Annotated in this window: 23 protein-coding genes; 16 read left to right on the top strand and 7 right to left on the bottom strand. The window is 71.9% G+C overall.

Annotated features, from left to right (window positions below; genetic code table 11):
* Nucleotides 1–25: 25 nt before the first annotated feature.
* From ACFU95_RS12845 to ACFU95_RS12815, 7 genes are all read right to left on the bottom strand, one after another.
* Nucleotides 26–1,462 (bottom strand): aminobutyraldehyde dehydrogenase, encoded by a 1,437-nt coding sequence (locus tag ACFU95_RS12845; RefSeq protein WP_383825935.1) that lies wholly within the window; start codon nt 1,460–1,462, stop codon nt 26–28.
* Nucleotides 1,455–2,774 carry a flavin monoamine oxidase family protein gene (locus tag ACFU95_RS12840; protein ID WP_383825932.1) on the bottom strand — a complete coding sequence of 440 codons (1,320 nt, stop codon included), beginning with the start codon at nt 2,772–2,774 and terminating at the stop codon, nt 1,455–1,457. The genes ACFU95_RS12845 and ACFU95_RS12840 overlap by 8 nt, the downstream gene beginning before the upstream one ends.
* A 27-nt stretch (nt 2,775–2,801) precedes the next feature.
* Nucleotides 2,802–3,872, bottom strand: coding sequence for an ABC transporter ATP-binding protein (locus ACFU95_RS12835; RefSeq protein ID WP_383825930.1), 1,071 nt, complete (start codon nt 3,870–3,872; stop codon nt 2,802–2,804).
* Between the two features lie 3 nt (nt 3,873–3,875).
* Complete coding sequence (locus ACFU95_RS12830) at nt 3,876–4,757, bottom strand: ABC transporter permease (protein ID WP_383825927.1); 882 nt, start codon at nt 4,755–4,757, stop codon at nt 3,876–3,878.
* Nucleotides 4,754–5,647 (bottom strand): ABC transporter permease, encoded by an 894-nt coding sequence (locus ACFU95_RS12825; protein ID WP_383825925.1) that lies wholly within the window; start codon nt 5,645–5,647, stop codon nt 4,754–4,756. The genes ACFU95_RS12830 and ACFU95_RS12825 overlap by 4 nt, the downstream gene beginning before the upstream one ends.
* 3 nt (nt 5,648–5,650) lie before the next feature.
* Nucleotides 5,651–6,775 (bottom strand): spermidine/putrescine ABC transporter substrate-binding protein, encoded by a 1,125-nt coding sequence (locus ACFU95_RS12820; RefSeq protein ID WP_383825921.1) that lies wholly within the window; start codon nt 6,773–6,775, stop codon nt 5,651–5,653.
* 223 nt (nt 6,776–6,998) lie between these two features.
* Complete coding sequence (locus tag ACFU95_RS12815; RefSeq protein ID WP_383825918.1) at nt 6,999–8,177, bottom strand: aromatic ring-hydroxylating dioxygenase subunit alpha; 1,179 nt, start codon at nt 8,175–8,177, stop codon at nt 6,999–7,001.
* Between the two features lie 399 nt (nt 8,178–8,576).
* Between ACFU95_RS12815 and ACFU95_RS12810 the strand changes: the two genes are divergently transcribed.
* From ACFU95_RS12810 to hypA, 16 genes are all read left to right on the top strand, one after another.
* Nucleotides 8,577–9,002, top strand: coding sequence for a hypothetical protein (locus ACFU95_RS12810; protein ID WP_383825916.1), 426 nt, complete (start codon nt 8,577–8,579; stop codon nt 9,000–9,002).
* Nucleotides 8,999–10,261: an NADH-ubiquinone oxidoreductase-F iron-sulfur binding region domain-containing protein gene (locus ACFU95_RS12805; protein ID WP_383825913.1), complete on the top strand. Its 1,263-nt coding sequence runs from the start codon at nt 8,999–9,001 to the stop codon at nt 10,259–10,261. Before ACFU95_RS12810 ends, ACFU95_RS12805 begins: the two co-directional genes overlap by 4 nt.
* Before the next feature lie 73 nt (nt 10,262–10,334).
* Complete coding sequence (locus tag ACFU95_RS12800; RefSeq protein ID WP_383825910.1) at nt 10,335–10,526, top strand: ferredoxin; 192 nt, start codon at nt 10,335–10,337, stop codon at nt 10,524–10,526.
* A gap of 1 nt (nt 10,527) precedes the next feature.
* Entirely contained in the window at nt 10,528–12,582 is a 2,055-nt protein-coding gene (locus ACFU95_RS12795) for an acetate--CoA ligase family protein (protein WP_383825908.1), read from the top strand.
* A 38-nt stretch (nt 12,583–12,620) separates the two neighbouring features.
* Entirely contained in the window at nt 12,621–13,793 is a 1,173-nt protein-coding gene (locus ACFU95_RS12790; RefSeq protein WP_383825905.1) for an acyl-CoA dehydrogenase family protein, read from the top strand.
* Between the two features lie 30 nt (nt 13,794–13,823).
* On the top strand, nt 13,824–14,996 hold the full coding sequence (locus tag ACFU95_RS12785; RefSeq protein WP_383825903.1) for an acyl-CoA dehydrogenase family protein: 1,173 nt from the start codon (nt 13,824–13,826) through the stop codon (nt 14,994–14,996).
* Between the two features lie 48 nt (nt 14,997–15,044).
* On the top strand, nt 15,045–15,947 hold the full coding sequence (locus ACFU95_RS12780) for a 3-hydroxybutyryl-CoA dehydrogenase (protein ID WP_383825900.1): 903 nt from the start codon (nt 15,045–15,047) through the stop codon (nt 15,945–15,947).
* Nucleotides 15,948–16,001: 54 nt separating this feature from the next.
* The gene (locus tag ACFU95_RS12775; protein ID WP_383825897.1) at nt 16,002–16,613 is read left to right on the top strand and encodes a TetR/AcrR family transcriptional regulator; all 612 of its coding nucleotides are present in this window, start codon (nt 16,002–16,004) and stop codon (nt 16,611–16,613) included.
* Nucleotides 16,614–16,790: 177 nt separating this feature from the next.
* Nucleotides 16,791–18,260, top strand: coding sequence for a hypothetical protein (locus ACFU95_RS12770; RefSeq protein ID WP_383825895.1), 1,470 nt, complete (start codon nt 16,791–16,793; stop codon nt 18,258–18,260).
* Nucleotides 18,257–19,345 carry a hydrogenase expression protein HypE gene (locus ACFU95_RS12765; RefSeq protein WP_383825892.1) on the top strand — a complete coding sequence of 363 codons (1,089 nt, stop codon included), beginning with the start codon at nt 18,257–18,259 and terminating at the stop codon, nt 19,343–19,345. The genes ACFU95_RS12770 and ACFU95_RS12765 overlap by 4 nt, the downstream gene beginning before the upstream one ends.
* Before the next feature lie 88 nt (nt 19,346–19,433).
* A complete protein-coding gene (locus tag ACFU95_RS12760) occupies nt 19,434–21,227 on the top strand; it encodes a nickel-dependent hydrogenase large subunit (protein ID WP_383825890.1) in 1,794 nt (597 codons plus the stop codon).
* A complete protein-coding gene (locus ACFU95_RS12755; RefSeq protein WP_383825887.1) occupies nt 21,220–21,798 on the top strand; it encodes a NifU family protein in 579 nt (192 codons plus the stop codon). The genes ACFU95_RS12760 and ACFU95_RS12755 overlap by 8 nt, the downstream gene beginning before the upstream one ends.
* Nucleotides 21,795–22,391: a DUF5947 family protein gene (locus ACFU95_RS12750; protein WP_383825885.1), complete on the top strand. Its 597-nt coding sequence runs from the start codon at nt 21,795–21,797 to the stop codon at nt 22,389–22,391. The genes ACFU95_RS12755 and ACFU95_RS12750 overlap by 4 nt, the downstream gene beginning before the upstream one ends.
* A 42-nt stretch (nt 22,392–22,433) precedes the next feature.
* On the top strand, nt 22,434–22,640 hold the full coding sequence (locus tag ACFU95_RS12745) for a hypothetical protein (RefSeq protein WP_383825882.1): 207 nt from the start codon (nt 22,434–22,436) through the stop codon (nt 22,638–22,640).
* 23 nt (nt 22,641–22,663) lie between these two features.
* Nucleotides 22,664–22,864, top strand: a complete 201-nt coding sequence (locus ACFU95_RS12740; RefSeq protein ID WP_383825879.1) for a hypothetical protein — start codon at nt 22,664–22,666, stop codon at nt 22,862–22,864.
* A 7-nt stretch (nt 22,865–22,871) separates the two neighbouring features.
* Nucleotides 22,872–23,228 carry a hydrogenase maturation nickel metallochaperone HypA gene (gene hypA, locus ACFU95_RS12735; protein ID WP_383825876.1) on the top strand — a complete coding sequence of 119 codons (357 nt, stop codon included), beginning with the start codon at nt 22,872–22,874 and terminating at the stop codon, nt 23,226–23,228.
* Nucleotides 23,229–23,274: the final 46 nt, after the last annotated feature.

The raw sequence follows: 23,274 nt of genomic DNA, 5'->3' as shown, positions 1-23,274 counted from the left end.
CGTACTGTCCGGCCCCGGGGGCCCGTCACAGCATGACGTGCTTGACCTGCGTGTAGTCGAGCAGTCCGGTGAGCGAGAGATCGCTGCCGTAGCCGGAATGGCCGACGCCGCCGTGCGGCATCTCCGACACCGTCGTGCCGTGGGTGTTGACCCAGACGATGCCGGTCCGCAGCGCGCGGCTGGCCCGCATGGCCCGGTCGTGGTCACGGGTCCAGACACTCGCGGCGAGGCCCTGGGTGACGCCGTTGGCCAGGTGGAACGCCTCGGACTCGTCGACGAAGGGCTGGACGGTGACGACCGGACCGAACACCTCGCTCCGTACGATCTCGTCCTCCTGCCGCGCCCCGGCCACCACCGTGGCCCGGTGGAAGTAGCCCGGCCGGTCCAGGGCCACGCCCCCCGTGACGACCTCGGCATGGTCCGGCAGCCGCTCCAACAGGCCGCGTACGTTGGCGAGTTGGGCGGCGTTGGCGAGCGGGCCGAAGTCGGCGTACTCGTCGTCCGGGGCGCCGGGCCGCAGCCGGGCGGCCCGCTCGGCGTAGCGGTCCAGGAACCTGTCGTGGATCCGCCGGTCGACCAGGATCCTGGTCGCGGCCGTGCAGTCCTGGCCCGCGTTGTAGAAGGACAGCGACGACAACTGCTCGACCGCGTCGTCGAGATCGGCGTCCGTGTGGATCAACACCGGTGCGTTGCCGCCGAGTTCCAGGTGCAGGCGCTTGAGGTCGGCGGCCGCGGCGGCGGCGATCTCCTGCCCCGCGCGGACACTTCCGGTGACGGCCACCAGCCGCACGTGCGGGTGGGCGACGAGGGACCGCCCGGTGTCGCGGTCGCCGCACACGACGTTGAGCACGCCGGGCGGCAGATGCTCGGAGGCGAGCCGGGCCAGGAGCGCGGCCGACGACGGTGTCGTGTCGGACGGCTTCAGGACCACCGTGTTGCCGGCGGCCAGAGCGGGGGCCACCTTCCACACGGCCATCATCAACGGGTAGTTCCACGGGGTGATCTGGGCGCAGACCCCGACCGGCTCGCGCCGCTGCACGGAGGTACGGCCCGGCGTGTACTCGGCGGCGGCGGCGCCCGGAAGGTTGCGAGCCGCCCCCGCGAAGTACCGCAACACGTCCACGACCGCCGGCAGTTCGTCCGCGAGGAACGAGGCGCGCGGCTTGCCCGTGTCGGCCACCTCGGCGCTCGCCACCGCGCCGGCCTCCCGTTCCAGGGCGTCGGCGATGCGCAGCAACGCGGTCTGCCGCCGCGCCGGAGTCGTCTGCGACCAGCCGGGGAAGGCCACCTCGGCGGACCGGCAGGCCGCGTCCACGTCCTGGGGGCCGGAGCACGGGGCCGTGCCGTGCGGAAGGCCGGTGGCCGGGTCGACCAGCGTCAGCGTGGCGCCGGAGGCGGCCGGTACCTCCTTGCCGTCGATGTGGTTGAGGACGGTCGTCGTGATGCGCTCGGTGTCAGCCACGGCGCAGCGCCTCCTCGGCGGCGGCGCGACCCGTACGGACGGCGCCCTCCATGTATCCGGCGACCCACTGGTCGGATCCGCAGACGTAGAACGGCGGTTCATGCGTGCCGTGCAGCGGACCGACCGCCATGACCTCGCCCGGCGGCCACTGGGTGACATAGCCCTGGGTCCACGGGTCCGTGCCCCACAGCCGCAGATGGCAGGCGCTCGGCCGGAGCGCCTCGGCACCGAACATGCCGGCCATCTCGGCGAGCAGCTCGGGGGTGCGCAGGTGGGGCGGGGTGCCGAGCAGGACGCCGTACCGCTCGGGCGGAATCAGTGCCGACAGGACGCCTTCGTTCTGCGGCCAGGTGCTGCCCAGCACTCCCTCGGCCTCGGACAGGCCGTTAAGACCGGCGTCCCGCCAGAAGGGCCGGTCGTAGACGGCGGCGAACTTCGCGGCCGTGGCGTGGCGTTGGCGGTGCAGGGAGGCGAGCCGGGCCTCGCTGACGCCGCTGACGGCGACGGACCGCAGGGGGCCCACCGGGAGGGCGCTCACCACGGCCGTCGCGGTGAGGACCTCGCCGGTGACCAGGCGCACGGTGCAGCGGCCGGGCCGTATGTCCAGGGCGGCGACGGGGGAGCCGAGCCGGACGCGCGGGCCGAGTTCGCGGCCCATGACCTCGGCGAGCGTGGCCGATCCGTCCGCCAGCCGCAGCCCCTCCCAGTCCTCGTAGTCGTAGTCGCCCGTGCCCGAGCCGGGTACGGCCGCGTTCTTGCGGAGCGCGGCCAGGAGAGAGATCCGCTCGTAGGAGCCGCCGGCCAGGGCGAGTTGGCCGATGTCCCACAGACGGACCACGGCGGGCGTGGCCTGCCGGGAACGCAGCCAGTCGGCCACCGACAGCCGGTCCAGGGCAGCGGCATCCGGATGCGACCACGGATCGTCGGGGTCGACCTTGGCGGTCAGGGCGGAGAACTCCGCGCCCAGGCGCTCGTGCAGCGCCGCGTCACCGGGGCCGAACCAGTGCGGCGGCTCACCGGCCGAGCGGCCCTCGGCAGTGGCACGGGTCATGCGGCCGGGCTCGGCGACATAGCTGGGGACCAGCTCCAGGCCGAGTTCCCCGGCGAGTCGGAGGTAGGCGGTGTGGCCGTGTCCGACCACTTCACCGCCCAGCTGGACGGTACGGCCGTCGGGTGTACGGGTCTGCTCGACCCGGCCGCCGACGCGGTCCCGGGCCTCCAGGACGAGCACGTCGGTGCCGGCGGCGGCCAGGTCCCGGGCGGCGGAGAGCCCGGCGAGACCGGCGCCGAGCACGATCACGTCGTGATGCATGGGTTTCGCTTTCTTCAGTGAGGGTGCTCAGGCCAGGACCAGACAGTGCTCGGGCCGCCACCCGAACTCCACCGTCTCGCCGCCGCACCACCGGTCCTCCATGCGCGCACGGGCCGTGTTCTGCTCCAGCACCGACAGGGTGACGCCCGGGGCGAGCTCGATCAGATAGGTCGTGGTCGGACCGCTGTATACGGTCTCGCGGATCACGCCGCTCAGCATCCGCATGCCCGGCTCGAAGTCCGACAGCCAGATCTTCTCGGGGCGCACGGACACGCTGACCGCGGTGCCGTCCGCGATCTCGGAACGGGGACCGACGGGCAGGGCGGGCCCCTTCTCCAGGGCCACCTCACCGTCCCGGTAGGTGCCGGTCATCAGGTTGGAGGTGCCCATGAAGGAGGCGACGAAGCTGGTGGCGGGGTGCTCGTAGATGTCCTCCGGTGTGCCGCACTGCTCGATGCGCCCCGCGTTCATCACCGCGATCCGGTCGGACATGGTCAGCGCCTCGTCCTGGTCGTGGGTGACGAAGACGAAGGTGATGCCGACCTCGCGCTGGATCTGCTTCAGCTCCACCTGCATCTGCCGGCGCAGCTTCAGGTCGAGGGCGGCCAGCGGCTCGTCGAGGAGGAGTACGGCGGGACGGTTGACCAGCGCGCGGGCGAGGGCGACGCGCTGCCGCTGGCCGCCGGAGAGGGTACGCGGGCTGCGGTCGGCGAACCCGGCGAGCTGGACCAGCTCCAGCATCTCGCCGACGCGCTGACGTGTCTCGGCCTTGGCGACGCCCTTGCGCTTGAGGCCGAAGGCCACGTTGTCGGCGATGCTCAGATGGTCGAAGAGGGCGTAGCTCTGGAAGACCGTGTTGACGTTGCGCTTGTTCGGCGGCAGGTCGGTCACGTCCTCACCGGCGAGCAGCACCGAACCCTCGGTGGGGTCGCTGAACCCGCCGATCATGCGCAGCGTGGTGGTCTTGCCGCAGCCGGAGGGGCCCAGCAGGGAGAAGAAGTGGCCGCTGTCGATGTCGAGGTCGAGACGGTGGACGGCGTAGGAGTCGCCGAACTGCTTGGAGACGCCGTCGAGCCGGACGGCGGGGGTCGCGTCCATGGATCACTTCCCGGAGAGGAGGTCGAGGCCGCCGCGGCGGCCGAAGAGGCGCGGGATGAACAGGGCCAGGGCGATCAGCGCGATGGAACCGGCGAGCATCAGCGTGCCGACCGCGTTGATGGTGGGCTGCACCCCGAAGCGGATCGCGGAGTAGATGCGCACCGACAGGGGCTGGGGGTCGACGCCGGTGGTGAAGTAGGCGAGCACGAAGTCGTCGAAGACCAGCGCGAAGATCAGGACGGCACTCGCCAGTACGGCGGGCAGGAGCGCCGGCAGGGTCACCAGCCGGACCGCCTGCCAGCGGGTGGCGCCGAGGTCCATCGCGGCCTCCTCCACCTCCGGGTTCAGTGCGGCGACCCGGGAACGGAGGATGACCGTGACGTAGGAGATGGAGAAGGTGATCTCGGCGAGCATCACCGTGCCGGTGGACAGCGGCACTCCCAGCCCCTTGAACAGCAGCATCGAGGCCACACCGGTGACGATCTCCGGCGTGATGAGCGGCACGAGCATGATGAGCCCGGCCAGCGAGCCCAGCCGGGTACGGCACCGCACCAGGCCGAGCGCGAGCGCCACCCCGAGCACGACCGAACCCGCCATCGCCACCAGGGAGATCCGCAGACTGGTGGTGAGGGACGCGAGGAGGACGTCGTCCTGGGCGAAGGCGCGGTACCAGCGCAGGCTGAACCCGTCGAACACGGTCAGCGACTTCTGGGAGTTGAAGGAGAACAGCGCCACGACGGCGATCGGCAGGTACAGGAGCGCGAAGAACAGCCCGGTGACCGCGACGAGGACGCGGGGCCTGCGGTGGGCGCGGCCGCGCCGGGTGCGGCCGCGGCCGGCGGGAGCGGAAGGGGCGGTGGTCGTGGGCGGACGGAGCAGGGTCATCGGCGGGCCTCCGCGTCGTCCTTGCGGGTACGCCGCAGATAGCCGAGCATCCCGATCAGCAGGACCAGCATCAGCAGCATCGTGAGCGCGGAGCCCAGCGGCCAGTTCTGGCCCTGGAAGAACTTGTCCTGGACGAGGTTGCCGATCATGATCTGGTCCGGGCCTCCCATGAGCTGTGCGCTGACGAAGTCGCCCATCGCGGGCAGGAAGACCAGGACGAGCCCGGCCGCCGCGCCCTGCCTCGTCGCGGGCAGGGTGACGAAGAAGAAGGTGCGGACCGGGCCGCCGTACAGGTCGCGGCCGGCCTCGATGAGGGAGACGTCGAGGCGTTCCAGGGCCGCGTACAGCGGGATGATCATGAAGACGACGAAGCCGTAGACGAGGCCCGCGACCACGCCGAAGCCGCTGTTGAGGATCTTCGTGCCGCCGTCGGCGACACCCACCGCGCGCAGGGCGCGCAGCACGGGTCCGTCGTCGGAGAGGACCACCGACCAGCCGTACATCCGCACCAGGTAGTTGGCGAAGAACGGCACCACGATCGCGGCGATCAGCGCGTGCTTGTACCGCCCGCCGTGCAGCGCGATGGTGTACGCCACCGGATAGGCGATCAGCAGACAGATCACGCAGGTCAGCAGGGCGTAGCCGAGGGAGCGGGCCAGGACCTCGGTGTAGGCGGGATCGGCGAGGGCACGTACGGCGGAGAGGTCGAAGCCGAAGCGCGGGTTGCCCAGCTGGTCGGTGGTGCCGACGGCGAGGACGGCGACGAGGACCAGCGAGGCGATCAGGAAGCCGGTCATCCACAGGGTGCCCGGCAGCATCAGCCACAGCCACATCCGGTTGCCCGAGGTGTCCCGGCGCCGGGTGCGTGAGGAGGGGCGGAGCAGTGCCATGGGTCAGCCCGCCTTCACATGGGTCCAGGCGGTGTCGCGGGCGTCCTCCGCCGCGCGGTCGCCGTTGCGGAAGAACAGGTCCGCCTTCAGGTCGGCCTCGGTGACCAGACACTCGGGGAAGGGCTCGACCAGATCGGCGTAGACCTTCTCGGAGCCCGCGACCGGCATCGGATAGCCGATGTACTCGATGTTCTTCTTCACGTTCTCCGGCCGCAGCATGTAGTCGATGAACAGCATCGCGGTGCCGGGGTGGGGCGCGTTCCAGGGGATGGCGTAGCAGTCGGAGTTGACCGGCGTGCCCTCCTTGGGGGCCTGGAAGCCGAACACGGACGGGTCCTTGGCCTGGTAGAGCATGGCGGCCATGTCGCCGCTCCACGCCTGCTGGATGACCGCGTTGCCGTTGAGGAGGTTGTTGTAGCTGTCGCTGGAGAAGCCGCGCAGCCGCGGTCGCAGGGTGCCCATCAGCGAGGTGATCCGGTCGAGATCACCGGTGTCACCGGTACTGACGTCGAGGCCGAGCGCGAGGGCGCCCATGCCGAGCACCTCGTCGCGGTCGTCCAGCAGGAAGACCTTCCCCCTGGCCCGGTCGTTCCACAGGTCCCGCCAGGAGTCGGTGAGCTCACCGATCCTGTCGCGGCGCCAGCCGATGCCGGTCTTGTACGCGGTGAAGGGGATCGTGTGCGCGGAGCCGGGGTCGTACCAGGGGTCGGCGAAGTAGTCGTACGTCCCGAACACGGCCTGGGAGTTGGCGAGTTGGGAGTGGTCGATACGGCGCAGCCGGCCACCGCGGACCAGGCGCTGGGCCCATTTGGCCGAGGGGAAGACGATGTCGTAGCGGTTGCCGGCGTTGAGCTTGGCGACCATGCCCTCCATCGAGTCGAAGTTCGACTGGATGACCTTGACGCCGTACTCCTTCTCGAAGCCCTTGAACACGGCCGGGTCGACGAAGTCGGCCCAGTTGAAATAGACGAGATCGCCGTCGACGCGCGCCTTGACCGGGGCGAGCTGTTTCGCGTCGGGCGCTTTGGCGGGCATGAACCCGCAGCCGCCGGCCGCGGCGCCCAGCAGGCCGCAGGCGCCCGCCCGCAGCACGGCGCGACGGGACGGCGGTGGTACCTCGGGGGACATGAAGCGTCCTCTCCGTCGAGGAACGGCACAAGTCCAGGGCGGGACCGGCTGGTCGGCTCACCGAGGGCCCTGATTCCGCGGTGATGACCGGTCTGGGGAGGTGCGTGCGCGCGTCAGAGGGCGCGGGGTAAGGCCGACGGGAGGCGTACGGCGGCGGCGTCGTGCGGGTGCGACGGACGCGTGGTGCGCGCGGTGCAGCTGGTGCGCGCGGTGCTGAAGGGGGTCACGTGGCGTCTCCCTCCAGGTCCCGGCGGACCCGGCGGGCGAACCAGCCGACGGCGGCCTCGCGCTGCGACAGCGGGCCCGGCTCGAACCCGGGGGTGCGCATGCCGGCCTGGACGCGCTCCACCAGCTCGGCGTCCTCGTCGTTGGTCTCCCAGCCGATGTGGATGTTGAGCCGCCGGGCCAGCCGGGTGCGCAGGCTCTCCCCGGTCCGGGTGTAGAAGCCGCCGGGGATCGCCGCCCGGTCCTGGGCGGTGGGCAGGGCGGTCCACGCGAGCACGTGGTCAGGGTAGAAGTCGATGAGCGTGTTCGGGTAGATCACGGCGTACCGCCACACCCGCCGGTCGTCCTCGGCCAGCCCCGGCATGGGGGTCGCCAGCCGCTGGTAGAGCCGCTCGGTCCAGTTCGAGGAGGGCTTGTCGCGCAGCGGCGACTCGAACAGGACGTAGTTCTCCTGCACGTCCACCGTGTACGCCTGGTAGTCGAGCAGTCGCATGAGCGCCGGGTGGGCGACCGGGACGTGGTAGCCCTCCAGATAGTTGTCGACGATCACCTTCCAGTTGGCGTTCTGCTCCTCGCCGCCCGCCGCGTCGTGGATGCGGTGCCTGCCGACGGGCACGAGGTCCGGCCCGGCGTAGCGGCCGACGGCCTCGGCGAGCCCGGCGCAGGTCTCGGCGAGGGGCGTCGCCTCCAGGTCGAGGTTGACGAAGACGAAGCCGAGGAACGACTCGACATTGACCGGGTGCAGTCCGAGCCTGGGCTTGTCCAGGCAGGGGATCCGGCGTGCCTCGGGGGCGCCGACCAGCCGTCCGTCCAGCTTGTAGGTCCAGCCGTGGTACGGGCAGCGGATCGCCTTGCCCGAGGGCTCGGGCCCGTTGACCAGGCGGGTGCCGCGGTGCCGGCAGACGTTGAGGTGGGCGGCGAGGCCGCCGTCCTCGGTGCGGACGACCAGCACCTCCCGGCCGGCGGCGGTGGCGGTCAGCCGGGCCCCTGGGCCGGGGAGGTCGGATTCGTGGCAGACGAGCTGCCAGGACCTGGCGAAGATCCGGTCGGTCTCGGCGTCCGCGATGGCCGGATCCGTGTAGTAGCGGGCGGGCAGCGCTTCGCCGGGGTGCTCGGGGGGTGGCGTCGGTGGGGCGGGGGAGACGATGCCGGGTGCCCGGGTCGTCGAGGGGTTCATGGGTCCTCCTCCGCGCCGCTGCGGCGGCGATGGGCGGTGAGGGGATCGGCCGGAGGGGGCAGGTGCGGCGTGCGGACCTGCTGCGATCCAGCTGACTGATTGGTTAGTCAGACTGGGGTGGTCGCGGCGTCAAGTCAAGACTTGTGGGCTGACTGATTAGTTAGTTAGTCTCGTGGCAGGTGAACGGCCCGGGCCCGCAGACGGATGCCCGGAAGCGTTTCACCAGCCCGCGGGCCCTCGGTCCGCGCCAGTCCGCGCCACGTCGGGTGACCGGATCCGGACACCCCGCCCAGCTCCCCGCCCCTCGCTGCACCGCGCCGGAGCATCCCCGTCCCACGTCATCGCCGCGCCACTCCGCTCTCCGGACCACCCGGAGCCGGAGCGACCCCGGAGGCACGCATGAGCGCTCGCCGCAGTCTCGTATGGCTCGGCCTCACGCCGGAGCCCGAACAGGAACTGCCCACCGCGGTGGCCGCCCTGCGCGCCCCGGAGGACGGCCGCCCGCTGTCGGCCCTCGTCAGCGCCGAGCGCCGTCGCGTCGAGCGGCTGGTGCTGCGCGGCACGCAGCGCGGGTGGCTGCGCTACCTGGGCGAGGTCACCGACCTGGTCGTCGACGCGGCGGGATCCCGCGGCACCGACCCGGGGGCGGCGCTGCTGGCCGGCGAGGTGGTCCTCGATCACCACCGCATGCTGATCGGCCTGCCCGGCGCGGGCTACGGGCGCACCGCCGGGCAGCGCCGGGACCTTGAGCGGGCGCTGGCCCGCCTGAGGACGCGCCCCGCATCCGCACTCGACGGCCGCACCGAGCCCAGGAGCACCGTATGACCGGCGTGTTCTCTCTCCTCCCCGAACTCCGCGGAGCGGAGCACGGTCTGCTCCTCGCGCCGCTCGGCGATGACGAGGGCGAGGACATCGCCAGGTACCTCGCCGTCGGCGGCTACGCGCCGCTGGTCGCGCCCGGCCGGTTGCTCGACCGGATCGCCGCCGTGGGACTGCGCGGCCGGGGCGGGGCCGGATTCCCCGCCGCGGTCAAGATCCGTGCCGTCCGCGACGCACCGGGCCCACGCGTCGTCGTCGCCAACGGCGAGGAGGGCGAGCCCGGCTCCGTGAAGGACCGCTGGCTGCTCCGGCACCGACCCCATACGGTCCTGGACGGGCTCCGGCTGGCCGCGGCCATGACCGGTGCCGAGCGCGGGTGCGTGTACCTCTCCGACGCGCACGCGGAGCGGGCCGTGCGGCGGGCGCTCGCCGAGTGTTCCCTCGACCTGCGCATCGACGTCGTACGGACGGAGCACACCTATGTCGCGGGGGAGGAGAGCGCGGTCGTCCGACGTATCGACGGCGGCCCGGCCCTGCCCACGGCGAAGCCCCCGCGTCCGTTCGAGCGCGGTGTCGGCGGCGCGCCCACCCTGGTCGCCAACGTGGAGACGCTGGCCCGTATCGCGCTGATGTACTCGCGTCCCGACGTGGCGGACGCCGTCGCGGGGACCCACCTGGTGACCCTCTCCGGTGCCGGTGCCGGTGCCGGTGCCGGTGCCGCGCTGGTCGAGGTGCCCGCCGGTACGCATCTCAAGGTCCTCGCCGACCTGTGCGGACACGGTACGGCCGACGCTGTCGTGCTGGGCGGACTGTTCGGCGGGCTGTACGGCGAGGGCTGGACCGACCTGCCACTCGACCACGATCGTCTGCTCGCGGCCGGAGGAGCGCTCGGCTGCGGGGCACTGCACTTCCTGCGCCCCGAGGACTGCCCGGTCGCCGTGGCCACCGAGGCCGTCGCCTATCTCGCCGCGCAGAGCGCCCGGCAGTGCGGCGTGTGCGTCTCCGGCACCAGGGCGCTGGCCGGAACCCTTGAGTCCGTCGGATGCGGCGAGGCGGGCCACGAGGCCGTCGACAAGCTGCACCGCTGGTCGCGGCAGTTGCCCGGTCGAGGCGCCTGCGGGCTGCTCGACGCCGCCGCCCGCATCGTGGGCACGCTCCTCGCCCACTTCCCCGACCGGATCGACGCCCACCGTCGCGCCGGCTGCCCCGCCTGCGAAGGCGACGCACCGGAGGACGGACGCCGATTCACGGTGCCGGTGCCCTGAGCCGCAGCCCGGCCCCCTCCCCGTATCCCGCCCCTTCCCGCACCCGCACTCCGCCGCGCTGAAAGGACCTGCCATGAAACTCCTGCTGGACTCCACCCGCTGCCAGGGCTACGGCCTCTGCCAGGAACCCGCACCCGAGCTGATCGACCTCGACGAGTGGGGCTACGCACAGGTCCGCGTGACCGACGTGGCGAAGGGCGACGAGGCCGCCGCCGAGGCCGCCGTCGCCGCCTGCCCCAACTCCGCGCTGCGGCTGGGGAAGTGACATGGGACGCGATCTGACCGCCCTCTTCGACCCCGTCTCCGTCGCCGTCGTCGGGGCGAGTGACGACCCGGCCAAGTACGGCCATGCGATAGCCGCCCAGGCCATCCGCGCGGGCGGCCGCCGCCCCGTCCACCTGGTCAACCGCCGCGGCGGCACGGTGCTCGGCCGAACCGTGGCTCCCAGCCTGAGCGCGATCGGCGAACCCGTCGACCTGGCGGTGGTCTCCGTGCCCGCCGCCGGGTTCGAGGACGCCGTCGACGAGGCCCTGCGGTGCGGGGCGCGGGCGATCGTGGCGATCACCGCCGGCTTCGCCGAGACCGGCGACGCGGGGCGCACCCGGCAGCAGGCCGTCGCCGAACGCGTCCGCGCCGCCGGTGCCGTGATGGTCGGGCCCAACTGCCTGGGCATCGCCGACAACACGACCGACCTCTTCCTGGCCTCCGACACCTTCACCCCCGGCGGCGTCGCGCTGCTCAGCCAGAGCGGCAACCTCGCCCTCGAACTCCAGCTCCGCTTCGCCCCGCACGGACTCGGCTTCTCCCGCTTCGTCTCGCTCGGCAACCAGGCCGACGTCACCCTCGTCGACCTGCTCGCCGACTGTGCCCGGCACGAGGGCACCCGGGCCATCGCCGTCTACGCCGAGGACTTCGGCGACGGACGTGCCTTCGCCGAGGCCGCCGCCGACGCCGGGAAGCCCGTGGTGCTGCTCACCGCCGGACGCGGCGACGCCTCCGCGCGCAGCGCCCAGTCGCACACCGGGGCGCTGACCACCTCGGCCGACGTCGTGACCGCGGCATGCCGGGACGCCGGGGTGGAACTCGTCGCCACACCCCGCGAACTCACCGTCGCCGTCGCCGCGTTGAGCGGAGCAAGGCGCGCCTCGGGACGCAGGGTCGCCGTACTCACCGACGGCGGCGGCCACGGCGTCGTAGCCGCCGACGCCGTCGAGTCGGCCGGCCTGGCCGTGCCCGAACTCCACGAGCCCACGCGGCGACGGCTGCGGGAGGCGCTGTGGGAGCAGTCAGCCGTCGCCAACCCGGTGGACCTCGCCGGGATGGGCGAGCAGGACCCCGGCTCCTACGCGCAGACCGTCGCCGCGCTGCTGGCGGCCGAGGAGGTCGACGCCGTGCTGATGACCGGCTACTTCGGCGGCTACGCGGCGGCGGAGGGCGGGCTCGGCGGGGGCGGTACGGCGCTGGCGAACGGGGAGCAGGAGGCCGCTCGCCTCATCGCCGCCCGGCATCGCGCCACCGCGAAGCCGCTCGTGGTGCAGTCCATGTACCCCGAGTCCCCGAGCTGCCGTACGCTCGCCGCCGCCGGCGTACCGGTCTTCGCCGCCACCGAGGACGCCGCGCGCGCCCTCGCCGCGACGGCACCCGGCGGACAGCGCGCGGGCGTGACACCGCTTCCCAGTCCCGGGGCCCCGTTGCCGGAGAGCGGCTACATGGAGACCCGCCGGGCCCTGGAAGCGGCAGGACTCGTCTTCCCCGCCGCCCGCGAGATCCATGACGAGGCCGAACTGCTCGCCGCAGCCGAGGAGTTCAGCGGACCGTACGTCCTCAAGGCCCTGCACCTGCTCCACAAGTCCGACGCCGGAGGAGTGGCGCTGGGGCCGGCAGGCCGGGACGAACTGCTCGCCGCCTTCCGCGAGATGCACTCCCGGCTCGGCGCCCCCGCCTACTCCGTGGAGGCCATGGCGGACCTGACCGACGGGATCGAACTGATCGTCGGCGTCAACCAGGACCCCCGCTTCGGCCCCGTCGCCATGGTGGGCCTGGGCGGAGTGCTGGCGGAGGCCCTGCACGACGTCGCCTTCACCCTCGCCCCCGTCTCCGCCGAACGGGCCGTGAGCCTGCTGCGCGGACTGCGCACCGCCGCCCTGCTCGACGGAGTGCGGGGCAAGCCGCCCGTCGACGTCGACGCAGCCGCGAAGGCCGTCGAGACGATCACCGGGTTCGCCGCCGCCCACCCGGAGATCGCCGAACTGGAGGTCAACCCCCTTCTCGTACGCCCCCAGGGAGTGCTCGCCCTCGACTCCCGGGCCGTACTCGCCTGACCCGCCCCGTCCGCCGTCCCCCGACCGAAGAGGCTCTCATGGACATGCGCTACACCCCCGAACAGGCCGACCTGAAGCGTCGCGCCGCCGACTACGCACGGCTGCTCATGCGGTACGAGGACCAGTCCGAGCAGGCCGGCGGCCCCCTCCCGCAGCAGCTGGTGACCGAACTGACCCGGGCCGCCATGGACGCCGGCGTCTACGCCATCAACATGCCCGTCGAGTGGGGCGGAGCCGGACTCAGCCTGCTCGACCAGGTCATCGTCGAGGAGGAGTTCGGCAAGGTCACCAACTGCCTCTGGGACATTCCCTGGCGGCCCGCCAACGTCCTGGCCCACGGCGACGAGCGGCAGCGGGAGAAGTACCTGCTGCCCGTGATCCGCGCGGAGAAGTTCGACGCGTTCGCCGTGACCGAGCCGGGCGCCGGGTCCGACCCGTCCTCGGGCACCTCCACGGCCACCCGTACGGACGGCGGTTGGCTGCTCAACGGGGAGAAGTGGTTCGTCACCTGCGGCGACATAGCCGACTTCCTGCTGGTGCAGGCGGACGCGGGCCCCGAGCGGCTGCCCACGCTGTTCTTCGTGGACCGGGCGGCTCCCGGCGTCGAGATGACCCGGGTCCCGCACTTCATGCACTCCGCGGTCAACGGGCACCCCGAGTTCACCTTCACCGACGCCTTCGTGGCCGACGAGGACGTCCTCGGCGGCGTCGGCAACGGCTACGAACTCACCAAGGAATGGTTCACCGACGAACGCCTGATGATCGCGGCCCGTACGGTCGGCGCCGCCGAGCGCGCCCTCCAGCTCGCCCGTGACTGGGCCGTGGAGCGGGAGCAGTTCGGGGCTCCCATCGCCTCGTACCAGCTGATCCAGGGCATGCTCGCGGACTGCGCCGTGGACATCGCCGTCAACCGGGCCTACACCCACCAGGTCGCCTGGGAGGCCGACCAGCCGGGCACCGACCGCAAGACGCTGCACGCCAAGGCCTCCACGGCCAAGCTCGCCGCCAGCGAGGCCGCGGGGCGGGTCGCCGACCGCTGTCTCCAGATCTTCGGCGGCCGCGGCTACGACCGCACCTACCCCGTCGAGCGCATGTACCGCGAGCTGCGCGTCGACCGGATCTGGGAGGGCACCTCCGAGATCCAGCGGCTGATCATCGCCAACGAACTGATCAAGCGCGGCACGCGCGCCCTTGCCCTGCCCATGCACTGACACCCCCGATACCGGACAGCGAGGACTTCCATGGACTTCCGCCTCACCCCGCGCCAGGTTCAGCTCAAGGCCGACGCGCGCGCCCTCACCGACTTCATCGCCGCCTACGAGACCCAGTGCGAGGAGGACAACGGCCTGCCCGCCGACGCGCACGCCAAGATCCGCGACGCCGTCCTCGACGCCGGACTCCAGGCCGTCAACATGCCGGCCGAGTGGGGTGGTGCCGGACTCACCATCGCCGAACAGGCCACCGTCCAGGAGGAGTTGGGCCGCCTCACCGGCGCCCTGTGGGACATGGTCTGGCGGCCCGCCAACGCACTGCGCTTCTGCACCCCCGAGCAGCGCGAGCGCTTCCTCGTCCCGGTGATCAAGGGTGAGCGGCGCGACTGCTACGCCGTCACCGAGCCGGGCGCCGGTTCGGACCCGCAGAACCTCGCCACCACGGCGGCCAGGAACGACCAGGGCTGGGTGCTCGACGGCGAGAAGTGGTTCGTGACCGTCGGCGACCACGCCGACTTCATGATCGTGCTCGCGGCGGCGGGCCCGGAGCGCGCCCCCACCCTCTTCCTCGTCGACAAGGACACCCCCGGCATCGAGATGACCCGGGTCCCGCGCTGGATGCACACCTTCGTGTACGAGCACCCCGAGTTCACCTTCACCGACGTCCAGGTCGGCGAGGACGCCGTGCTCGGCGGCATCGGCGAGGGCTACGACATCACGCGCTCGTGGTTCACCGAGGAGCGCCTGATGATCGCGGCCCGCACCATCGGCGCGGCCGAGCGGGCGCTGGAGCTGTCCCGTGACTGGGCGGTGGAGCGGGAACAGTTCGGGGCGCCGATCTCCTCGTACCAGCTGATCCAGGGCATGCTCGCGGACTGCGCCGTGGACATCGCCGTCAACCGGGCCTACACCCACCAGGTCGCCTGGGAGATCGACCAGGCCTCGGCGGAGGACCGCAAGACCCTGCACGCCAAGGCGGCCATCGCCAAGCTCTCGGCGAGCGAGGCATCGGGCCGGGTGATCGACCGGTGCCTCCAGATCCACGGCGGTCGGGGCTACGACCGCTCGTACGCCGTCGAGCGGCTCTACCGCGAGCTGCGCGTGGACCGGATCTGGGAGGGCACCTCCGAGATCCAGCGGCTGATCATCGCGAACGAACTCGTCAAGCGCGGCACGGGAGTCCTGGACCTGCCCAGCGCCTGACCCGTACCGGCACAGACACCAGAGAGCGCGGACCAGAGAGGGAGACGGATGACCGACATCAAGCGCGTGGGAGTCGTCGGCTGCGGGCTGATGGGCGCCGGCATCGCCGAGGTCTGCGCACGGGCCGACGTACCGGTCACGGTCGTGGAGCGCGACGCGGAGGCGGCCCGGGCCGGCCGCCTCCCCGTCACCCGCTCTCTCGACCGGGCCACCGCCCACGGCAGGCTGAGCGACGAACGACGCGAGAGGGCCGAGTCCCTGATCACCGTCGTCCAGGAACTCGACGCCCTGCACGACCACGACCTGGTCGTCGAGGCGGTCGCCGAGGACGAGGCCCTCAAGGTCGACGTCTTCACCCGCCTCGACTCGGTGATCACCGGCGACCGCGCCATCCTGGCGACCAACACCTCCTCCATCCCGGTCATCAGGCTCGCCGCCGCGACCAGCTGTCCCGATCGCGTCGTCGGCGTGCACTTCTTCAACCCCGTACCGGTCCTGCGGCTCGTCGAACTCGTGCCGTCGCTCCTCACCTCGCCCGACACGGCGGCCCGCGCCGAGGACTTCGTGACCGGCACCCTCGGCAAGGAGGTGGTCCGGACCCGGGACAAGGCCGGCTTCGTCGTCAACGCGCTGCTCGTGCCCTATCTCCTGGCCGCCATCCGCATGGTGGAGTCGGGCAGCGCGACCGTCGAGGACGTCGACCGCGGCATGGTCCTCGGCTGCGCCCACCCGCTCGGCCCGCTCGCCCTCACCGACCTGATCGGCCTGGACACCACACGGGCCATCGCCGAGTCGCTGTACGCCGAGTTCCGCGAGCCGCAGTACTCGCCACCCCCGCTGCTGTCCCGGATGGTGGAGGCCGGTCTCCTCGGGCGGAAGTCCGGGCGGGGCTTCCATGTGTACGACGGACAGCCGCCACGCGAGACACCGGTACCGGCGGGGCGGCAGTGAGGGAAAATGGTCACGGCGTACGACCATCGAACATCGAACGAGGGGAGCCGCAGGGTGTCCACCAAGGTGCGCACGGCAGACACACGCGAGCGCATCCTGACCGCGGCGTGCGAGGTCATCGCCGACATCGGTTTCGAGAAGATCCGGATGCGCATGGTCGCCGAGCGGGCCGGTGTGTCGACGGCGCTGCTGCACTACCACTTCGACACGCGCGAGAAACTGTTCACCGAGGCGATGACCCACTCCTTCGCCAACACGGCCGTCGACGTCGAACGTGACGCGGAGACGGCGCCGGCGGCGGTCATCCTGGCCCGCATCGTGCGCAACCTGCTGCCGACCGACCCCGAGCTCCACCAGGACTGGCGGCTCTGGCAGGAACTGTGGGTGCGGGCGCTGCGCGACGAGACCACCCGGGTCTTCGCCGTGGACCTGTACGCCCAGCTGCACGCCTGGGTGGGGGACGCGGTACGGCGCGGTATCGCCTCCGGCGAGTTCACGCCGACCGACGTGGACGACCTCGCCACCCTCGTCCTGTCCCTCAGCGACGGCTACGGCATCCGCCTCATGCTGCGCGACCCGACGGTCACCCTCGACTCGGCGCTCACCTCCATCTGGCGCCATGTGTCCGCCGCGCTCGGCCTGCCGGGGACCGTGCCGACGGAGTGAGGGGCACGACCTCGCTGCCCGAGGCCACCTCCGCTCCCGCTCCCGCCCCCGCTCACTCCCACCCACGCTTCTCCTACCCGAATGGCTCAGTGACGCTGCGCCGGAGGAGGCGAGCGTGGGTGAGTGATGTGAGCGTGGTGGAAGGGATGCGCGTGCACTGGGCGACGAGGAGGCACGATGTCGGTGGGACGGGCAGAGGGCGGCACGGCGTGCGCTGACCCCGGGGGCGCCTTCGAGCAGGTGAGCGCCGTCGCCGACGCCGTCCTCTACGAGGGCTACCTGCTCTACCCCTACCGGCGGTCCTCGGCCAAGAACCGCGTCCGATGGCAGTTCGGGGTGCTCTTCCCCCGGGCCTGGGCGGAGGCGGACGGCCCTGTCGCCCCCGGCGTGTCCGGCTCCGCCGACTCCTGGTACCAGCGGACCGAGTGCCTGCTGCGGATCCGGCGGCCCGGCGCGGCCGTACGAGTGCGGCTGCGCTGCCTCCAGATGCAGCGCAAGCAGGTGGAAGAAGCCGGCCCGGACGGCGCGTTCCGGCCCGTCGAGTCGCTGCGGACCGACGACGGCACGGCACATCTGACCTTCGACGAGGCGGTACCGCGCGAGTTCGACGCCGTCGTCGCCTTGGAGGACCTCCTTCGGGGTGAACACACCGTGCCGGTGAGTGCGCCCGCCGGTGAGGACGTCGAGCCCCTGCCGGGAGGCGCCGGCCGGGTGGTGCGGCGCCGCGAGGAGGTGCGCGCCGGCGTCACCGTCGCCGCCGAGCAGCTCGCCGCGGACCTCTGCCGGCTCCGGGTGCGCACCACGAACACCGGCCCGGCGCCGGATCCGGGAACCTCCCGCGACGAGGCCCTGCGCCGAGCCCTCATCGCCACGCACACCCTCGTCGGCGGCGACGGCGCCGAGTTCGTCTCGCTGACCGACCCGCCCGCGGACCTGAAAGCCCATGCGGGCGCGTGCCGCAACGAGTTCACGTTCCCCGTCCTCGGCGGTGAGCCCCGCGAGCCCGGGGACCCCGCCGAACCCGACGCGGCGCACGTCCTGCTGTCCTCCCCGATCATCCTCCCCGACCACCCCCAGGTGGCCCCGGAGAGCCCCGGCGACCTCCACGACGCGGCGGAGATCGACGAGATCCTCACGCTGCGCACGATGCTGCTGACCGACGAGGAGAAGCAGGAGGCCCGCGCCACCGACCCGCGCGCCGCCGCGATCCTCGACCGGGTGGAGACCATGCCCCAGGAGGTCTTCGAACGGCTGCACGGCGCCGTCCGCTCCCTGGCGCCGGTCTCCTCGGCAAGGCCGGTGACGCCGGCCCCCGTCGACCGCCCGGCCTGGTGGCAGGAGGGCGCCGACGACGGGCTCTCCCCGTCGACGGACACGGTGCTCGTCGACGGCGTACCCCTCGGCGGCGGCAGTCGTGTACGGCTGCGCCCACGGGGCCGGGGCGCCGACGCCCAGGACATGTTCCTGGCCGGGCGGACCGCCGAGGTGGCGGCCGTCTTCCACGACGTGGACGGCAGCGTGCACCTCGCCGTCACCCTCGACGACGACCCCGCGGCCGAACTGCACTCCTGGTACGGCCGCTTCCACTACTTCCGGCCCGACGAGCTCGAGCCACTCGACCCACCGCAGCGGAGGCCGATGACATGACAACGCACAGCAGCACCGCCGAGGTCAGCGAAGAACCCGCCCGAGCCGAGGAACGGGAAGGCTTCGACGAGATCACCATCCTGTGGATCTCCGAGGGCATGAGCTGCGACGGCGACACCGTCTCCCTGACCGCCGCCGACCAGCCATCCATCGAGGACCTGGTGCTCGGTCTCATCCCGGGCCTGCCGAAGGTGAACCTGGTCAACAAGGTGCTCTCGCCGAGCCTGGGCGGCGAGGACTTCCTCGCTCCCTACCGGGCGGCCGTACGCGGTGAGCTGGCCCCGTTCATCCTCGTCATCGAGGGCTCGATCCCCAACCAGAACATCATCGAGGGCGACGGCTACTGGACGTCGTTCGGCAACGACCCGGAGACCGGCCAGCCGCAGACCCTGAACTGGTGGATCGACCAACTGGCCCCCAAGGCCTGGGCGGTGGTGGCCGCCGGCACCTGCGCCACCTTCGGCGGCATCCACGCCATGTCCGGCAACCCGACCGGCTGCATGGGCCTCGCCGACTACCTGGGCTGGGACTACCGGTCCCAGGGCGAGCTGCCCGTCGTCAACGTGCCCGGCTGCCCGATCCAGCCCGAGAACTTCATGGAGACCCTGGTCTGGGTCCTCTACCACGCGGCCGGTACCGCGCCCCCGCCCCCGCTGGACCACATGCTGCGCCCGCAGTGGCTGTTCGGGAGGACGGTCCACGAGGGCTGCGACCGCGGCTCGTACTACGAGCAGGCCAGCTTCGCCAAGGACTACAACTCGCCCAAGTGCCTGGTCAAGACGGGCTGTTGGGGGCCGGTGGTCAACTGCAACGTGCCCAAGCGCGGCTGGATGGCCGGGATCGGCGGCTGCCCGAACGTGGGCGGCATCTGCATCGGCTGCACGATGCCCGGCTTCCCCGACGCGTTCATGCCGTTCATGGACGAGCCCCCCGGCGGCACCCTGTCGTCCCTGGCCATCAAGCCGTACGGCGCCGTCATCCGCCGACTGCGCGGCATGACGAACGAGCTCGTCAACCACGAGCCCAGGTGGCGCCACAACAAGCGCAAGCTGACCAGCGGCTACAACCCGCGCTGGCGGCCCTGATGACGCCCGGCGCGCAGGCCCCGAAGCCACGCCGGCCGCGTCCCACCCCCCACCCGCACACCACCGACAGCGAGGGACAGCACCGCAGATGACCACCACCGAGGCCCGGCCCACCGAGCGTAAGCCGCCACAACTCGTGGACATGTCCTGGGATCCCATCACAAGGATCATCGGGAACCTGGGCATCTACACGAAGATCGACTTCGCCAACCGGGAAGTCGTGGAATGCCACAGCACCTCGTCGCTCTTCCGCGGCTACTCGGTGTTCATGAAGGGCAAGGACCCGCGCGACGCGGGCTTCATCACGTCCCGGATCTGCGGCATCTGCGGCGACAACCACACCACCTGCTCCGACTACGCCCAGCAGATGGCCTACGGCGTCAAGCCGCCCCCGCTGGCCGAGCACATCGTCAACCTCGGCGAAGCCGCCGAGTACATGTTCGACCACACGATCTTCCAGGACAACCTGGTCTTCGTGGACTTCTGCGAGGCGATGGTCAAGGCCACCAACCCCGGTGTGCTGGCCCGCGCCGAACGCACCGAGGCACCCCGCGGCGAGATCCACGGCTACCGGACGATCGCCGACATCATGCGGGCCTTCAACCCCTTCGAGGGCGAGGTCTACAAGGAGGCCCTGAAGGTCAGCCGGGTCACCCGCGAGATGTTCTGTCTGATGGAGGGGCGGCATGTCCACCCCTCCACGCTCTATCCGGGCGGCGTCGGCACGATGCCGCAGCCGACCGCCTTCACCGACTATCTCGCCCGGCTGATGCGGGTCATCGACTTCGTGAAGAAGGCCGTCGCCATGAACGACGACGTCTTCGACTTCTTCTACGAGGCGCTGCCCGGCTACGAGGAGGTCGGCCGCCGCCGCGTCCTGCTGGGCTGCTGGGGCGCCTTCCAGGACCCCAAGGTCGTCGACTACCGCTACGAGACGATGAACACCTGGGGCAAGGCGATGTACGTCACCCCGGGCATCATCGTCGACGGCGAACTGGTCACCAACAACCTCGTCGACATCAACCTCGGCCTGCGCATCATGCTCGGCAGCTCCTACTACGAGGACTGGGTCAACGAGCAGCCCTTCGTCACCCACGATCCGCTCGGCAACCCCGTCGACATGCGCCACCCGTGGAACCAGACGACCGTCCCGGTGCCGCAGAAGCGCGACTTCGACGACAAGTACAGCTGGGTCATGAGCCCGCGCTGGTACGACAAGCGGACCGACCAGCACCTCGCCCTCGACACCGGCGGCGGCCCGCTCGCCCGTCTGTGGTCGACCGCGCTGAGCGGCATCGTCGACACCCCGTACATCAAGTCCACCGGCCACAGCGTGCGCATCTCCCTGCCCAAGGGTGAGACCCTGCCGGAGACCACCCTGGAGTGGCGCATCCCGCAGTGGAGCAACACCATCGAACGCGACCGCGCCCGGCCGTACTTCGTCGCCTACGCCGCCGCCATGGCCCTCCAGTTCCTCGACGAGGCCATGGGGCTCGTGCGCGCGGGCGAGACCAAGGTGTTCGAGAACTACGAGGTGCCCGACGAGGCGATCGGCTGCGGCTTCCACGAGGCGGTGCGCGGCGTCCTCTCCCACCACCTGGTGATCAAGGACAAGAAGATCGCCAACTACCACCCGTACCCGCCCACCCCGTGGAACGCCAGCCCCCGCGACATGTACGGCACCCCAGGCCCGTACGAGGACGCCGTCCAGGGCCAGCCCATCTTCGAGGAGAACGGGCCGGACGACTTCAAGGGCGTCGACATCATGCGCACCGTCCGCAGCTTCGACCCCTGTCTGCCGTGCGGCGTCCACATGTATGTCGGCAAGGGCAAGACGCTCACCACACTGCACTCGCCGACCTACGGGGCGAACCATGGCTGAGGCCGCCCCCGCGCGGCTGGCGGACCCGGATGTCGAGGCCCGGCTCGCCCGGCTCGACGACCTGCTGGAGGGCCTGGAGGCGGCGCCCGGCCCCACCACACGCTCCGCGACCGAGGCGGTGGGCCTGCTGACCGAGGTCTACGGCGAGGCGCTGGCCCGCGTCATGGACCACGCCGACGGCCCGCTGGCCGAGCGGCTGGCCGACGACGAGCTGCTGGGCCACCTGCTGGTCCTGCACGACATCCACCCCGAGCCCGCCGAACTCCGGGCGGCCCGCGCGGTCGAACGGCTGCGGCCCGCCGTACAGGAACGCGGCGGCGACGTGGAGTGGGCCGGAGTGGAGGGCCAGGTGGCCCGGGTGCGGCTGACGCCGGGCGGCGGTGGCGGGTGCGGATCCGGCTGCGGTTCCGGTTCGGGTTCCGGGGCCATGGAGGTCACCGACGCGGTCCGTGCGGCGGTCCTCGCCGCGGCCCCCGAGCTCACCGCGGTGGAGCCCCTGACCGCCGCGGCCCCCGCCCCGCCCCCGGCGTTCGTCCCCCTGGCCACGATCACCCACCGAGGCGCACGGTGACCACGGACGGCGCGCTGGCCCGCCTCATCCGCTCCTCGGCCGACCGCACGGCGGCGGCCGAGGAGCAGAGGTGCGACCTGTGCGCCGCGCCGGTGCCGGACGAGCACGCCCACCTGTACGACACCGGGCAGGAGGAGGTGCGGTGCGTCTGCGGCCCCTGCTCGGTGCTGTTCGCCGAGGCAGGGGCGGGCGACGGCCACTACCGGTCCGTACCCCGGCGCCGGATCCGGCTGCCCAAGGTCGACACGGCGGCGCTGGGCGTACCCGTCGGCCTGGTCTTCTTCGTGCCCCGGGCGGACGGCACCGTCACCGCGGAGGGCCCGAGCCCGGCCGGGGCCATGCGCTGGGAGGTGGACGCGGCGGCCTGGCAGCGGCTGGCCGGGACATGTTCCCAGCTCGCGACCATGGAACCCGAGGTGGAGGCTTTGATGGTGAACACCGTCCACGGCCTCGACCACCACTGGATCGTGCCGATCGACGACTGCTACCGGATGGTCGCCGTCGTACGCCGGGAATGGCGCGGCCTGTCCGGAGGCGGCCAGGTCTGGCCGGCCGTCGAGCGGTTCTTCGAGGACCTCACCGAGCGGTCCTGAGCACGTACTCCGCAGGTCGGAGGCGAGGAAGGGGAACACCCCATGGGCAGCATCAGAGTGGGCCGGGCCCAGGCGAAGCCCGACACGCCCCGGCATGTGACCGGCATGCACCAGGGCAACAGGGGCCGGTACAAGGACCAGCAGGGCCACCACGAGGACGGCACCGCCGACGCGCGCCGCTCCACCGGTATCCATTGGAAACGGCATGACGCGCTCGCGGAGACCATGCCGAACATCCCGCCGGGATGACAGACAGCAGGGAGTCGCCGGAAATGAAGGTCCAACGAGCACGATGGTCGGCCGCCACGGGCGGACGCACCGGGACGAGCGGGCAGCGGGTGCTGATGGCCGAGGCCGCCCTGGCGGGCGGTCTGGTCCTGGCCCTGCTGCTCTGGGAGTTGCCCAGCCTGCGGCGGGAAGCGCGGATCTGGCGGATGGCCGGCGGGTTCCGCGCCGGTCACCGCTACCCGTGAGCCGGCTGTGCACGAGTTGTCGATCGCGACGGCGATCATCGAGCGGGCGGGTGAGCTGGCCCGGGCGGACGGAACGCACGCCGTCTCGGCGGTGACCGTCCGGGTCGGCGAACTGGCCGGTGTCGTTCCCGACGCCCTCGATTTCGCCTTCGAGGTGGCCCGCGACGGCACCGCCCTCGCCGGGGCACGGCTCGTGGTCGAGCAGATCCCCGCACAGGCATGGTGCGGCCCGTGTGCAGAGGAGTTCGAGGTGGGCACGCCGCCGTTCTTCTGGTGCCCGCGCTGCGACCAGCCCTCCACGGACCTGCGCAGCGGCCGGGAACTGGAGATCACCGGGATCGAGCCGTCACCGGCCCCCGCCTAGCGCACAGCGCGAGTGGGCCCCGCCGAACACGTCGGCGGGGCCCACA

Origin of the sequence: Streptomyces sp. NPDC057623, assembly GCF_042800355.1 — a bacterium.
Taxonomy (GTDB): domain Bacteria; phylum Actinomycetota; class Actinomycetes; order Streptomycetales; family Streptomycetaceae; genus Streptomyces.
The sequence above is the reverse complement of the archived record's forward strand: the minus strand, read 5'-3'. Positions and strand labels throughout refer to the sequence as shown.

What these genes read in the sequence shown, in the direction of transcription:
- ACFU95_RS12770 (WP_383825895.1), top strand. Translation starts at nt 16,791, where the DNA reads ATGTCGGTGGGACGGGCAGAGGGCGGCACGGCGTGCGCTGACCCCGGG.
- ACFU95_RS12805 (WP_383825913.1), top strand. Translation starts at nt 8,999, where the DNA reads ATGACCGGCGTGTTCTCTCTCCTCCCCGAACTCCGCGGAGCGGAGCAC.
- ACFU95_RS12830 (WP_383825927.1), bottom strand. Translation starts at nt 4,757, where the DNA reads ATGACCCTGCTCCGTCCGCCCACGACCACCGCCCCTTCCGCTCCCGCC.
- ACFU95_RS12760 (WP_383825890.1), top strand. Translation starts at nt 19,434, where the DNA reads ATGACCACCACCGAGGCCCGGCCCACCGAGCGTAAGCCGCCACAACTC.
- ACFU95_RS12825 (WP_383825925.1), bottom strand. Translation starts at nt 5,647, where the DNA reads ATGGCACTGCTCCGCCCCTCCTCACGCACCCGGCGCCGGGACACCTCG.
- ACFU95_RS12755 (WP_383825887.1), top strand. Translation starts at nt 21,220, where the DNA reads ATGGCTGAGGCCGCCCCCGCGCGGCTGGCGGACCCGGATGTCGAGGCC.
- ACFU95_RS12820 (WP_383825921.1), bottom strand. Translation starts at nt 6,775, where the DNA reads ATGTCCCCCGAGGTACCACCGCCGTCCCGTCGCGCCGTGCTGCGGGCG.
- ACFU95_RS12765 (WP_383825892.1), top strand. Translation starts at nt 18,257, where the DNA reads ATGACAACGCACAGCAGCACCGCCGAGGTCAGCGAAGAACCCGCCCGA.
- ACFU95_RS12740 (WP_383825879.1), top strand. Translation starts at nt 22,664, where the DNA reads ATGAAGGTCCAACGAGCACGATGGTCGGCCGCCACGGGCGGACGCACC.
- ACFU95_RS12815 (WP_383825918.1), bottom strand. Translation starts at nt 8,177, where the DNA reads ATGAACCCCTCGACGACCCGGGCACCCGGCATCGTCTCCCCCGCCCCA.
- ACFU95_RS12800 (WP_383825910.1), top strand. Translation starts at nt 10,335, where the DNA reads ATGAAACTCCTGCTGGACTCCACCCGCTGCCAGGGCTACGGCCTCTGC.
- ACFU95_RS12835 (WP_383825930.1), bottom strand. Translation starts at nt 3,872, where the DNA reads ATGGACGCGACCCCCGCCGTCCGGCTCGACGGCGTCTCCAAGCAGTTC.
- ACFU95_RS12780 (WP_383825900.1), top strand. Translation starts at nt 15,045, where the DNA reads ATGACCGACATCAAGCGCGTGGGAGTCGTCGGCTGCGGGCTGATGGGC.
- ACFU95_RS12785 (WP_383825903.1), top strand. Translation starts at nt 13,824, where the DNA reads ATGGACTTCCGCCTCACCCCGCGCCAGGTTCAGCTCAAGGCCGACGCG.
- ACFU95_RS12795 (WP_383825908.1), top strand. Translation starts at nt 10,528, where the DNA reads ATGGGACGCGATCTGACCGCCCTCTTCGACCCCGTCTCCGTCGCCGTC.
- ACFU95_RS12745 (WP_383825882.1), top strand. Translation starts at nt 22,434, where the DNA reads ATGGGCAGCATCAGAGTGGGCCGGGCCCAGGCGAAGCCCGACACGCCC.
- ACFU95_RS12810 (WP_383825916.1), top strand. Translation starts at nt 8,577, where the DNA reads ATGAGCGCTCGCCGCAGTCTCGTATGGCTCGGCCTCACGCCGGAGCCC.
- ACFU95_RS12790 (WP_383825905.1), top strand. Translation starts at nt 12,621, where the DNA reads ATGGACATGCGCTACACCCCCGAACAGGCCGACCTGAAGCGTCGCGCC.
- ACFU95_RS12840 (WP_383825932.1), bottom strand. Translation starts at nt 2,774, where the DNA reads ATGCATCACGACGTGATCGTGCTCGGCGCCGGTCTCGCCGGGCTCTCC.